A 12,594-nucleotide genomic window follows, 5' to 3' on the forward strand; every position below is an offset into this window, starting at 1 on the left:
ACATGTCTGCAATGACTCCCCGTGAAATTGTTCACGAGCTCAATAAACACATCGTGGGTCAGCAAGAGGCCAAGCGGGCCGTGGCGATCGCCCTGAGAAACCGCTGGCGCCGGATGCAGCTGGACAGCACGCTTCGGGATGAGGTCACACCCAAGAACATCCTGATGATCGGCCCCACCGGTGTAGGCAAAACTGAGATTGCCCGCCGCCTGGCCAAATTGGCAGATGCACCTTTCCTGAAAGTTGAAGCCACCAAATTTACCGAGGTTGGCTACGTTGGGCGTGATGTGGAATCCATTATCCGCGACCTGGCGGATATGGCCGTAAAAATGCTGCGGGTTCAGGAAATGAAGCGTCACGAAGAGCAGGCTTTGGACGCAGCCGAAGACAGAATCCTGGACGCCCTGCTCCCACCGCCAAGAAGCTTCGGCGAGGATAGCCAAAAGACCTCTGAAGACTCCTCCACTCGCCAGATGTTCCGGAAAAAGCTGAGGGAAGGCGAACTCGACGATAAGGAAATCGAGATCAACCTCCGTAATTCAAGCGCCGGCGTAGAAATCATGGCACCTCCTGGCATGGAGGAGATGACCAGCCAGCTACAGAGCATGTTTTCCAACATGGCCGCTGACAAATCCAAGCCACGGAAAATGAAGGTGGCAGACGCTCTGAAACGGGTGAAGGAAGAGGAAGCCAGTAAGCTGGTCAATGAGGAGTCGATCAAACAGAAAGCCATTATCGCCGTTGAGCAGAACGGCATTGTGTTTCTCGATGAAATTGACAAGGTGGCCAAGCGCGCGGAGAACAGCTCGTCGGATGTTTCCCGGGAAGGCGTTCAGAGGGATCTGTTGCCACTTATTGAGGGCAGTACCGTGAGCACAAAATACGGCTCGGTACGCACAGATCATATTCTGTTTATTGCGTCCGGCGCTTTCCACTTGTCCAAGCCATCGGATCTTATTCCGGAGCTGCAGGGCCGACTGCCAATACGGGTAGAACTGCAGGCTCTTACCCCGGACGATTTCAAGCGCATTCTCACAGAACCGGATGCCTCATTGGTTCAGCAGTACGAAGCTCTGATGAACACCGAGGGCGTTAAGCTGACGTTCAGTGAAGATGCAATTGCCCGCATAGCGGAGATCGCCTGGAAGGTAAATGAGACAACCGAAAACATCGGTGCCAGGCGCTTACACACGGTTTTGGAAAGGCTATTGGAAAGCCTGTCTTTTGATGCGGGTGATGGGGTAACCGAAGCGTTTGAAGTCACTGCAGATTACGTTAATGAAAAGCTTGGAGATCTGTCGGAAGACGAAGATCTGAGTCGTTATATTCTCTGATTTGAAGCCACCGTTGAGCCAGGCGTGCTTTTCGCGCGCCTGGCCCGAATACCTACTCTGCCTTTGAAAACAGGTGGGTGACCGTTCCCAGCCCTGCCGCCAGCTTGCCCTTTCCGGTTGTCTTTTTCTTTCTGCTCTTGGCCACATACAGTGGCAGCATTTCGCCATAAAGGCTGGTACTGATGGTGCGCTGCTCATCTTCCAGACGATCCCGGCGTAGCTTGATGCCATATTTTGCCAGCTTTGGCTCCAGCTCGTCTGCACGATTCCGCAGATCCTGGCGGGTCATCTGATAAGCATGCTCACACACCATTCGGCGTGACTGGAAGCTGAACACGTTAGAGAAAAACAGCTTGGCGTCATCCCGAGTCGGCTCAAACAGCAGGATATCCTTATCCGGATAGTCCGTCGCGTAGTGAGCAATACCCGACTGCATGCGGGAATAAACCATGGTCCGGAACATCTGTGACAGCAGGTTTGGCATCCCCGAACGAGTCAATTCTCCGGGCGCCATAGTGCCCGCCCGTACCGCCGCACTGGCATCAATGGGCACCAAGGGGTTCACTGCAAAAACCAGATCTGCACCATCTTCAAACGCGACCGATGCGTGCAAGCCTTTGCGCAGCGTTCCATCCACATAATACCGGCCATCAATATCAACGGGCACATACAGCCCCGGAGATGCCGTGCTCGCCTGTATAGCTTTGGATATGGGCACATGATCAAACCCGGGAGCGCCAAAGCACACGGCGTCGCTGCTTTCCACGTCTGCCGCAACTATGTATAGGCTGCGCTTTAGCTGCCGGAAGTCGTTTGAGCGGCCCAACATGGAAAAAGCACGCTTGAGATAATCATGAAGCCCTTCATTATCAAACAGCCCGGCGGGGGCCGCCTGAGACAGTATGGTGAGGGCTTCGAGTAAGCTCTGATCGTAAGGATTGGCAACAAAACGGCGCACGGCCGTCGTGAGCAACCCGGGCACCGCCAGCAATCGGCCCGCCATTTCTTTCAGTGCTGGCCGGAAGAATACATCAGGGTGAAAAGGATGAACTTCAGCTTCATTACGCACAAAAATCCGGCACAGCTGCGCCGTGGTCATCTGGTTCGCAAGGTTGGCGGCGACGAATGAGCCGGAGTTAACGCCCACGTACACATCAAGGTTATTGAAATCCAAGCCATCCAGAGCTTCATCCAGCGCCCGGAGTGCGCCAATCTCATATATGCCGCCTAAAGGGCCACCCCCACCGAGTGCAAGCCCGATGCGCGGTGCTGGTTTCAGTTCGGTTGGCTTTTTCATGGCCTTTCCATCTCCGGATAATTCGCCAGATTCAGTTTCTGGCCTGCCTGACTTACAAGGTAACAACCCGGTTTAGAGCACGCACCCTATATTTGAGAGCCTGCCTGATAGACAACCTCAAGAAGCGACCTGTTCCACCAGAGCGGCACTCGTGGAAATTCCCGGCCGAAGGTACCGGCCAAAACCGGCATCACGCAATGCAAGATCCACACAGCTCTTGATCACGTGGGGAGAATCCAGCAGCAGCACGTCTTTCAACAGCTTTACTGCCCACTCCCGACTGACGCTGCGAATGACGGATTTCACTTTTGGCAAGCTGGCTGCGTTCATGGAAAGAGAATCGTAGCCCATAGCCATCAGCAACAGTGCACCACCGGGATCTCCCGCAAGCTCACCGCAGATACCCACTGGCTTGCCAACCGCATGGGCGTCCTGAGCAATTCTTACCAACGCCTGCAAAACCGCGGGGTGATACGAATGGTAGAGTTGAGCGACCCGCGGGTTATTGCGGTCAACTGCCAGCAAGTACTGGGTCAGGTCATTTGAGCCCACCGAGAGAAAGTCCACACGATCAGCCAATTCACGAACCTGGTATACCGCGGCCGGTATTTCCACCATCACACCCACTTTGGGCATGTGAATGTTAAAACCTTCCTCTCGCACCTCGTGATATACCCGGTAAATCAGGTGCAGAGACTCTTCTACCTCAGAAATATTGCTGATCATGGGTAACATGATCTGCAGATTGTTCAGGCCCTCACTTGCTTTGAGCATGGCTCGCACCTGAACCAGAAATATTTCCGGATGGTCCAGAGTTACCCGAATACCGCGCCAACCCAGGAACGGGTTCTCTTCCTCAATCGGGAAATAGGTCAGCGCCTTGTCACCACCGATATCCAGAGTACGCATGGTTACCGGGTTGGGTGCAAAGGCTTCCAGCTGTTCCCGGTAATACTGTCGCTGCTCCTGCTCCGATGGAAAGCGGTCCTTGATCATGAAAGGCACTTCGGTGCGATAAAGCCCTATGCCTTCGGCGCCGTGCGACAAGGAACGCACTACATCCGTCATCAGCCCGGTATTCACCAGCAGGGGCACACGATGGCCATCGGTGGTTATACAGGGTTTATCGCGAAGCGCTTCCAGCCCCCGATCGAGTTCAGCCTCTTCCTCGCAGATGGTTTGGAAAAACGCCCTGAGGTCTGACGACGGAGAAGCAAAAATCTGCCCCTCAAAACCATCAACAATCAGCTCCCGACCATCGAGCTGATTCACCGGAATATCCACAAGCCCCATAACGGTGGGCACACCCATTGCGCGGGCGAGAATGGCCACATGGGAGTTGCTGGAACCTTTGACGGAAACAAGGCCCACCAGCTGGCCCCGGGGAACCTCTCCCAGCATGGCAGGCGTCAGCTCTTCACTGACGAGAACCGTGCGTTCGGGGTAGTTCAGGTCCTTTTGATCGCCCTCCTGCAGGTAGGAAAGCAGACGGCGACCAAGGTCGCGGACATCGACCGCCCTTTCCTGAAGGTAGTGGTCATCCATCATTTCGAAATGACGAACGTAGTGCTGAACCACCTGTTTGAGGGCACCCTGAGCCCAGTTTCCTTCCCGAATACGATTATTAACTTCCCCGGGCAATGCTTCATCGCCCAGCATGCGGAGATATACGTCAAACAGTGCCAACTCTTCCGGACGAAGCCGTGAAGTGAGCCGCTTGGCGACCTGGCCAATGTCTTCGCACACCGATTGCACTGCCGACCGGAACAGCTCCAGTTCCAGCTCAATATCTTCTGCAGGCTTATCGGGAACCACGTCCAGATCAGCTGCGGGGTACACCACAACACCATGACCAATTGCCACTCCGGGCGCGCCCGGAACACCATTGAAGCTGACATCTCGGGTCTCTTCGCCGGTGAGAGAGAGACCGCTGATGGCGCCGGTCGCCTCACTGTGGGCTATAACGCCCGCAAGCTGAGCTGAAACCGTGACCAGAAACGCTTCTTCACCCTCATCAAAGCACCGGGAACTCTCGCGCTGCTGGACTACGAGAACCCCAAGCACACGGCGATGGTGAATAATGGGGACACCGAGGAAGGAGCGGAAACGCTCTTCACCGGTTTCCGGGAAATAACGATAACGGGGGTGGGAAGGTGCATCTTCAAGATTGATTGGTTCTTCCCGGGAACCGACAAGGCCCACCAGGCCTTCTGAGTGCGCAAGGCTCACTTTGCCTACGGCTTTCAGGTACAGGCCTTCGGTGGCCATCAAAATGTAGCGATTGGACACCGGATCCAGCAAGTAGACAGAACAGACCTCGGTGTTCATGGCTTTCTGCACACGCGACACGATAATACCCAACGCTTCCGAGAGATCCCGGGCGCTGTTTACCTCTTGTACAAGACTTCGCAGAATGCTCAGCATGGGTGTGTCAGTCCGTCATTTCGCCTGTTCCTTTAAACGCCGGTTGTGCTCGCTCCGGTGCCACTGCTCCATGTTGTAGAACAGTCTTGGCGCAAGTTCTCTCAGCGCACGTCGGTACACTTCACGCTTGAAGGACACCACCTGACCCAACGGATACCAGTAGCTTACCCACTGCCAGCCATCAAATTCCGGTGAATCCGTACCATCAACGCGCACTTGTGCATCGGGTGATAACATCCTCAGCAGGAACCATTTCTGTTTTTGACCCACGCAGACGGGGTGCGAGTTGTGCCGCACCATCCTTCGGGGAAGACGGTACCTCAGCCAGCCCCGGGTGCAACTGATGATTTCGACATCATTGGCGCCCAGGCCAACTTCCTCTCCGAGCTCCCGGTATAGCGCTTCTTCCGGCGATTCTTCGTGATTTATCCCGCCTTGAGGAAACTGCCAGGAGTCCTGTCCTATTCGCCTCGCCCAGAGAACCTCTCCCCGGTGGTTGGCCAGAATGATTCCGACATTGGGTCTGAAACCGTCTGAATCGATCACGGTACAGTCCTCTTGATAGAGTCGGCAGGCCGGTGAGATATGTACCGGCCGGATTTTTTCCAAGTTGCGCTCATTCTTACAGAATCCCAAGACTTCGGCAAACGCAGCCGCACTCAGGGTACCCGTGGTAACATACCGCTTTTCGCAAGCCCTATGCCTCTGGAGGTAAACGTTTGACGCTCGCAATTTTTGATCTCGACAATACCCTGCTCGCTGGCGACAGCGACCACGCTTGGGGCGAGTTTCTTGTAGAAGAAGGCATCGTTGATGCAGAGACCTATCGCCAAGCTAACGACCGCTTTTATCAGGAATACCTGAATGGCGAAATGGACATCCTGAATTACCTCAGGTTTGCGCTTCAACCTTTGTCAGCACACAACATGAGTGAACTACTGGCGTGGCGAGATGTGTTCATGGACAAGAAAGTGCGCCCCATGCTGCAAGAAAAAGCCAGTGAGCTGTTGAACAGCCACCGGGAGCAGGGCCATACGCTGATGATTATCACAGCCACCAACCGGTTTGTGACCGAGCCCATTGCAGACGTGCTGGGTATTGACCACCTGATCGCCACCGAACCTGAGTTGGTCAATGGACGTTACACCGGTGAAATTGCAGGCGTCCCCAGCTTTCAGGGAGGCAAGGTCACTCGTCTAAACGACTGGCTGAACGCTCACAACAGAAGCCTGGACGGCGCCTGGTTCTACAGCGACTCACACAACGATTTGCCACTGCTGGAAAAGGTGGACAATCCGGTTGCCGTTGACCCGGATCCAAAGCTGGAAGAATTTGCGAGGAACAAAGGCTGGAGTGTTATGACGCTTCGCGACTGAGCCCCGCTAACTGCGCGTTGAGCCCGCCTCCTTGTTTTATTGGAGGGCGGGCTCAACCAGGGGATCACATAAAACCGGTAAGGGATCGTACGAAGCAGGACTTGATGTAGTCGGTCTCTGGAATCCCTGGAATAATCGGGTGGTCCGGCGCCTGATGCCCCTGCTCCAGCAACTGCACGAAGCGATCGATCTTGCGGCCACTGCCGCGAATGATATCTACCAGCTTTTCCTGCGAGAGATGCATGGAACACGAAGCAGAAACAAGAATTCCGTCCCGCCCCAGCAGCCTCAGCCCAAGCTGATTCAACCGCGCATAGGCCTGCTCGCCAGCTTTCTGATCCCGACGGCGGGGAATAAGCGCGGGCGGGTCCAGCACAACGATATCGTACTTTTCCTTCTCTTCCGCCAGCGCTTTCAACGCATCAAACGCATCGCCTTCGATGGTTTCAACATTATCGAGGCCATTCAGCTTGGCGTTGTGATGTACCGAATCAATAGCACCAGAAGAACTGTCCACACAGGTAACCTGGGCGGCACCGGCGCATGCCGCCTGAATACCCCAACCGCCTACATAACTGAACACATCCAGCACCCGTTTACCCGGCGCGTAGGCCTGCAGGCGCTGACGATTCATACGGTGATCGTAAAACCAACCGGTTTTTTGACCGCCCTCCAGGGGCACTTCGAAGCGCACGCCGTTTTCTTCCACTTCAAGCAGTGTCGCTTCCGGGCCATGGGCCTGCTCAACGTATGAGTTCAGCCCTTCAACGCTGCGCATCTTGCCATCGTTTTTCAGGATGATGGCTTTCGGGTGCGCCAACCGCTGAACCGCACGGACTATGGATTCTTTCATCAGCTCCATGCCAGCGGTGGATATCTGGACGACAACCGTATCGCCAAAGCGATCGATAACCAGCCCGGACAGGCCGTCGCTGTCGCCGAATACCCAGCGGTAGAAGGGCTTATCAAACAACCTGTCCCGCAATGCCAGCGCTGTTTCCATGCGCTGAGTCAATCGGTTCGGGGTCATGCCTTGTGCCGCGTCCCGGCTGATGAGTCGGCCGCAAATAAGAGCATGAGGATTTACGAAAATCACACCGAGAGGTTTGTCGTTGGACGCACGCAGCTCAGCCTGGGTGCCGGCTTCAAACTGTGTCAGTGGTGATCTCTGGATGTCGACTTCGTTGCTGTAAACCCACAGGTGGCCAGCCCGAAGCCTGCGCTCCGCGCCTTTGCGTAGATATAAAACCGGGAAATTCATTGCTGCCACCTAGGGTAGAGAAAAATAGGGCGGGAATTATACATTAACTTACGACACCCACACACGGGCTGGGAACGCAGTCGGGGCGCACCTCCCAAAACACGCTGTGAATACGTCCGTGTACGCTTGGCTCCGCCATCCATGGCTCCGCACAGTTTTGGGAGCTGCGCCCCGACTGCTCAAACAATAGAGTTGCCTGCAGCTAAGCAAAAGCTAATGCCAAAGATTATTCAGCGGCAGCCACATGCTCCGCATAGGCTTCAGCATCCATCAGCCCATCAAGCTCACCTTTGTCGGCAAGCTGCACTTTAAACATCCAGCCATCGCCGTATGGGTCTTCGTTAACCTTCTCTGGCTCGTCTTCAAGGCTTTCGTTAACTTCAAGAACCTCACCGGTTACCGGGCTGAACACATCGGATGCGGACTTCACGGATTCGGCCACGCCAGCTTCTTCGCCGCCAGTAACGGTTTCGCCGACTTCGGGAACGCCGATATAAACCACATCACCCAGTTGCTCCTGGGCGAAGTCGGTTATGCCAACGGTTGCAGTGCCATCAGCGTGTACGCGCACCCACTGGTGGGTGTCGATGTATTTGAGATCAGAAGGTGTTTCACTCATAAGGGTAATTCCTGACAAAAATTTTGGGCAGTGTAACCGAAACCTTAGCGCCAGCGAACCTCTCGTGCCAGCTTCATGAAGGAATCGAGATATTGCACGCCCACATCTCGCTCGCGGCAGCCCAGGAATATCTGTTTGGATATGCCTTCTTTGCCCAGTTTTACCGGAACAATGCCCAGCCGGTCGCTGTATTCCGTGACCAGCCATCGGGGTAGCGCCGCTACGCCACGGCCGGCGGCGACCATTTGCAGCATGATGTCTGTGGTCTCGATGGTTTTGTGGCGTGCGGGGCGCATGTTTGCGGGCACCAGTATGTGGTTGAAAACATCCAGCCGCTCTATCGCCACGGGATAGGTAATCAAGGTTTCCGATTCCAGATCCACCGCTTCTGCCCAAGGCTTGCCTGCCAGGCGGTGGGTAGCGGCAACCACCAGCACCTGCTCGTAATCAAACACAGGCTCAAACACTAACCCCGGCCTGTGCAGCGGGTCGGGAGTGACCAGCATGTCGATGTCGTGGCCAAAAAGAGCGCCAATACCACCGAATTGGAATTTCTGCTTTACGTCTACATCCACCGACGGCCACTGTTCAAGGTAAGGGCCAACAACTTTTAGCAGCCATTGATAGCAGGGATGGCACTCCATTCCGATACGCAGGGTGCCCGCCTGCCCTCTGGCGAACTGGCCGATGAGCATTTCCGCATGCTCAAATTGAGGTAACAGGCGATTAGCCAGTGCCAACAAGTGGCTGCCGGCTTGGGTCAATCGAAGTTGCCTGCCTTCTCGCAGCCAAAGCGGGGTTCCCAGCTGCTGCTCCAGTTTGCGTACGGAGTGGCTAAGCGCGGACTGGGTAAGGTGAAGGCGGCTGGCGGCTGCCGTCAGGGAGCCTTCTGTTTCAACGGCTCGGAGCACTTCCAGATGGTTACGTTCAATCATTCGGCAATCCATGAATGGAATTAATGGAACCCTGAAATAATACCATTATTTTTCATTGACCCGGAACGCTAATCTGGCAACTCCTATCAACGCCTCACTAAACACAGATTCAGGAGTTTCAGATGACCATTACGCACAACCTCGGCTATCCGCGCATCGGCGCGCGCCGGGAACTTAAATTCGCCTTGGAAGCACTTTGGAATGGCACCTCCTCCGAACAGGCGCTGCAGGAAACCGCCGCCGGGTTGCGTTCGCAAAACTGGCAAGAGCAGGCAGGTCTTTCCCTGGCGCCCGTAGGCGATTTTTCGCTTTACGATCAGGTGCTGGACATGAGCGCGACACTTGGCAATTTGCCGGAGCGGGCAAGCGCCCATGAAGGTTCACCGCTGGACGAGTATTTTCGTGTGGCCCGGGGCCGCTCCCCAAGCGACAGTGCCTGCTGCAGCGTCCATGCGGGCGAAATGACCAAGTGGTTTGATACCAACTATCACTACATAGTGCCGGAGTTCAGTGCCGATACGAATTTCAGCCTGAACGCTGATCGCATACTGGTGCAACTGGCGGAAGCCCGCGCTCAGGGTGTAAACACCAAGCCTGTCATCATCGGCCCGGTTACCTATCTATGGTTGGGAAAAGCCAAAGATGAATCTGATCGCTTGAAACTGCTCGACAAGCTGCTGCCGGTCTACACCGAGTTACTGGCGAAGCTCGCGGATGCGGGTGCTGAATGGGTGCAGATTGATGAGCCGGCACTGGTTACCGAGCTGGATGCCGACTGGAAGCATGCTTTCATTCTCGCGTACCACGAACTGAAAACCGCTCCGGTAAAACTGCTGTTGACCACTTATTTTGGCGAGCTAAGGGAAAACCTGCAACTTGCCTGCGAACTGCCTGTGGCAGGCATTCACTTGGACGCTATCAGCGCACAAAACGAAGTTGCGCGACTGGCCGACTGGCTGCCAGCTCATAAGGTGCTGTCCCTCGGTGTTATCAACGGCCGAAACATCTGGAAAACGGATCTGAATGCTACTCTGGATCTTCTGGAGCCGCTGAAGGAAAAGCTGGGCGAGCGTCTTTGGCTGGCGCCTTCCTGCTCTCTTCTGCATGTACCGGTTGATCTGGAAAGTGAAACCACGCTGGATGCCGAAGTGCGCAACTGGCTGGCTTTTGCCCGGCAGAAACTGCAGGAGTTAAACACTCTGGCGAAGGCTCTTGATGAAGGTCGAGAAGCCGTAGCCAAAGAACTGGCCGCCAATCAGAACGCCGTCGAGAGTCGCCGCCAGTCCTCAAGAGTACACAACCCCGCGGTTGCGGAAGCCCTGTCAGCCATTACGCCAGAGCATGGCCAGCGCAAGAGCCCGTTCAGCACACGGTTCAAGCTGCAGCAGGAACGATTCAAGCTACCCGCCTATCCGACGACCACCATTGGTTCCTTCCCGCAAACGCCGGAAATACGCGCGGTTCGCAAAGAGTTCCGCCAAGGCAACCTGAGCCAGCAGGACTACACCGCGCGGATTCATGAAGAAATTGCTTACTGTGTTGAGCAACAGGAAGCGCTAGGCCTGGACGTGCTGGTGCACGGCGAAGCTGAACGCAACGACATGGTGGAGTATTTTGGCGAACAACTGGAAGGCTACGTGTTCAGCCGGTTTGGCTGGGTGCAGTCCTATGGCTCACGATGCGTGAAACCACCCATCCTGTTTGGTGACATCACCCGCCCCAATGCCATGACCCTAGACTGGACCAAATACGCCCAGTCCCTGACCGACAAGCCCATGAAAGGCATGCTCACCGGCCCGGTTACCATTTTGAACTGGTCGTTCGTGCGGGACGATCAGCCTCGCAAGGACACCTGCCTGCAGTTGGCACTGGCCGTGCGCGAAGAAGTTCAGGATCTGGAAAAAGCCGGGGTAGGGATTATCCAGATTGATGAAGCCGCTTTGCGTGAAGGCTTGCCACTGCGCCAGTCAGACTGGAATACCTATCTGGAGTGGGCTATCGAAGCCTTCCGCATCAGTGCTAATGGCGTGCAGGATGACACTCAGATTCATACTCACATGTGCTACTCGGAGTTCAACGATATCATCGGGGCCATTGCCCGCATGGATGCCGACGTGATCACCATCGAAACATCACGCTCTGCCATGGAGCTGCTGGATGCGTTCAAGGGTTTCGAGTACCCCAACGATATTGGCCCGGGCGTATATGACATTCACTCACCTAACATTCCACGGGTGGAGCAAATAACAGACTTGATGAACAAGGCGGCGGAGAGGATTCCGGCTGAGCGTTTGTGGGTAAACCCGGACTGCGGTCTGAAAACCCGCCGCTGGGAGGAAGTCATACCTGCTCTGAAAGCAATGGTGGCAGCAGCACGAGAGCTTCGCGGACAAATCGCAGAAAGAGAGGTTGCAGAGCAGGAGCTGGCAGAAGCGGCTCAGTAACCGGTGCTGTTCTGATCCAGCTCAAACTCGAAACTCCGGGCCCGGCAGACCTCCGTAGTGAAGTCGCCGGAAGCCTGGAGCTCAAACCAACGATACCCGGGCGCCAGGTCATCTACAGAGAACTTGCGTGAGCCGGAGGTAAATTGAATGCAGGTGGACGGCGTAGCCAACAAGTGCACGCCGTTTCTTTGCTGCTCAAAGGTCTGGTGAATGTGGCCCCACAACACAATTTTTACTTGCGGGAACCTGTCAATCAACTGCCAGAACTCTTCACGGTTTCTCAGCCCAATATCGGCCATCCAATCGGTATCAATATCAACGGGGTGATGGTGCAGGGTTACAAGGGTCGGCACATCCGGATTCTGCTCCAGCATCTGTACTAAAAAACCCAACTCGGATTCCGCGAGCTCCCCATGCACTTTACCCGGTACGGACGAATCCAGAAGAATAAACTGCCAGCCGCCCTGCACAAGGTGACGACGGTTTGCGCCGTAGCGAGCGGCAACTTCTTTCAGGGAGGGAACCTTGTCGTGATTACCGGCAATCCAGGCTGATGCACAGTTAAAAGCAGTAAAACTCTCGCCTAGCGCACAATAAGCTTCTTCCGATCCATCCTGAGCAAGATCGCCAGTGGCAAGAATCAGATCCGGCTGCCCGTGCGAAGCAAGCACTTCAGCTATGACTGCATTGAGGCTGTCGCGGGTATTAACACCAAGCAGCGCGCCATCAGCACTGGCCATAAGGTGTGGATCCGTTAGCTGCAGTACCCGAAGTGGCCGGGCGGTTTCCTTTGAGGTCATGATGCTATTGGTCTGTTTGCTGCCGTCAATGAGTAACAGATTTACGGGCTACCACGTTACACAGGCTCCCATGATCTGAGGGCAAGTGTACGTTGTAAGCTACC

Annotated in this window: 10 protein-coding genes; 3 read left to right on the forward strand and 7 right to left on the reverse strand. The window is 55.2% G+C overall.

The features are described 5' to 3' along the window. Positions 1-2: 2 nt before the first annotated feature. Positions 3-1,334: an HslU--HslV peptidase ATPase subunit gene (gene hslU, locus FE848_RS15965; protein ID WP_200204856.1), complete on the forward strand. Its 1,332-nt coding sequence runs from the start codon at positions 3-5 to the stop codon at positions 1,332-1,334. A 52-nt stretch (positions 1,335-1,386) separates the two neighbouring features. Here hslU and FE848_RS15970 read toward each other — a convergent pair whose 3' ends face one another. From FE848_RS15970 to FE848_RS15980, 3 genes are all read right to left on the reverse strand, one after another. Then, complete coding sequence (locus tag FE848_RS15970; RefSeq protein WP_200204857.1) at positions 1,387-2,631, reverse strand: patatin-like phospholipase family protein; 1,245 nt, start codon at positions 2,629-2,631, stop codon at positions 1,387-1,389. Positions 2,632-2,748: 117 nt separating this feature from the next. After that, positions 2,749-5,055 carry a phosphoenolpyruvate--protein phosphotransferase gene (gene ptsP, locus FE848_RS15975; RefSeq protein ID WP_200204858.1) on the reverse strand — a complete coding sequence of 769 codons (2,307 nt, stop codon included), beginning with the start codon at positions 5,053-5,055 and terminating at the stop codon, positions 2,749-2,751. 15 nt (positions 5,056-5,070) lie between these two features. Then, positions 5,071-5,601, reverse strand: a complete 531-nt coding sequence (locus tag FE848_RS15980) for an RNA pyrophosphohydrolase (protein WP_200204859.1) — start codon at positions 5,599-5,601, stop codon at positions 5,071-5,073. A 173-nt stretch (positions 5,602-5,774) separates the two neighbouring features. On the opposite strand from FE848_RS15980, the gene FE848_RS15985 reads away from it, so the two are divergent. Next, complete coding sequence (locus FE848_RS15985; RefSeq protein WP_200204860.1) at positions 5,775-6,431, forward strand: HAD family hydrolase; 657 nt, start codon at positions 5,775-5,777, stop codon at positions 6,429-6,431. A 64-nt stretch (positions 6,432-6,495) separates the two neighbouring features. Here FE848_RS15985 and FE848_RS15990 read toward each other — a convergent pair whose 3' ends face one another. The 3 genes from FE848_RS15990 to FE848_RS16000 form a co-directional block, all read right to left on the reverse strand. Next, the gene (locus FE848_RS15990) at positions 6,496-7,692 is read right to left on the reverse strand and encodes a class I SAM-dependent rRNA methyltransferase (protein WP_200204861.1); all 1,197 of its coding nucleotides are present in this window, start codon (positions 7,690-7,692) and stop codon (positions 6,496-6,498) included. Between the two features lie 226 nt (positions 7,693-7,918). Further along, a complete protein-coding gene (gene gcvH, locus FE848_RS15995) occupies positions 7,919-8,311 on the reverse strand; it encodes a glycine cleavage system protein GcvH (protein ID WP_200204862.1) in 393 nt (130 codons plus the stop codon). A gap of 44 nt (positions 8,312-8,355) precedes the next feature. Continuing rightward, positions 8,356-9,246 (reverse strand): LysR family transcriptional regulator, encoded by an 891-nt coding sequence (locus tag FE848_RS16000; protein ID WP_200204863.1) that lies wholly within the window; start codon positions 9,244-9,246, stop codon positions 8,356-8,358. 122 nt (positions 9,247-9,368) lie between these two features. Here FE848_RS16000 and metE point away from each other — a divergent pair, with 122 nt between their 5' ends. Beyond that, complete coding sequence (gene metE / locus FE848_RS16005; protein ID WP_200204864.1) at positions 9,369-11,690, forward strand: 5-methyltetrahydropteroyltriglutamate--homocysteine S-methyltransferase; 2,322 nt, start codon at positions 9,369-9,371, stop codon at positions 11,688-11,690. On the opposite strand, the gene cpdA is transcribed toward metE, so the two are convergent. Then, positions 11,684-12,490: a 3',5'-cyclic-AMP phosphodiesterase gene (gene cpdA, locus FE848_RS16010; protein ID WP_200204865.1), complete on the reverse strand. Its 807-nt coding sequence runs from the start codon at positions 12,488-12,490 to the stop codon at positions 11,684-11,686. The two genes, metE and cpdA, sit on opposite strands and share 7 nt — an antisense overlap. Between the last annotated feature and the right edge of the window lie 104 nt (positions 12,491-12,594).

The organism is Marinobacter sp. 1-3A (genome assembly GCF_016597775.1).
Classification (GTDB): domain Bacteria; phylum Pseudomonadota; class Gammaproteobacteria; order Pseudomonadales; family Oleiphilaceae; genus Marinobacter; species Marinobacter xiaoshiensis.

Bases quoted from the DNA above. Each gene is read 5' to 3' on its own strand.
- hslU (WP_200204856.1), top strand. From the start codon at position 3: ATGTCTGCAATGACTCCCCGTGAAATTGTTCACGAGCTCAATAAACAC.
- FE848_RS15970 (WP_200204857.1), bottom strand. From the start codon at position 2,631: ATGAAAAAGCCAACCGAACTGAAACCAGCACCGCGCATCGGGCTTGCA.
- ptsP (WP_200204858.1), bottom strand. From the start codon at position 5,055: ATGCTGAGCATTCTGCGAAGTCTTGTACAAGAGGTAAACAGCGCCCGG.
- FE848_RS15990 (WP_200204861.1), bottom strand. From the start codon at position 7,692: ATGAATTTCCCGGTTTTATATCTACGCAAAGGCGCGGAGCGCAGGCTT.
- gcvH (WP_200204862.1), bottom strand. From the start codon at position 8,311: ATGAGTGAAACACCTTCTGATCTCAAATACATCGACACCCACCAGTGG.
- FE848_RS16000 (WP_200204863.1), bottom strand. From the start codon at position 9,246: ATGATTGAACGTAACCATCTGGAAGTGCTCCGAGCCGTTGAAACAGAA.
- metE (WP_200204864.1), top strand. From the start codon at position 9,369: ATGACCATTACGCACAACCTCGGCTATCCGCGCATCGGCGCGCGCCGG.
- cpdA (WP_200204865.1), bottom strand. From the start codon at position 12,490: ATGACCTCAAAGGAAACCGCCCGGCCACTTCGGGTACTGCAGCTAACG.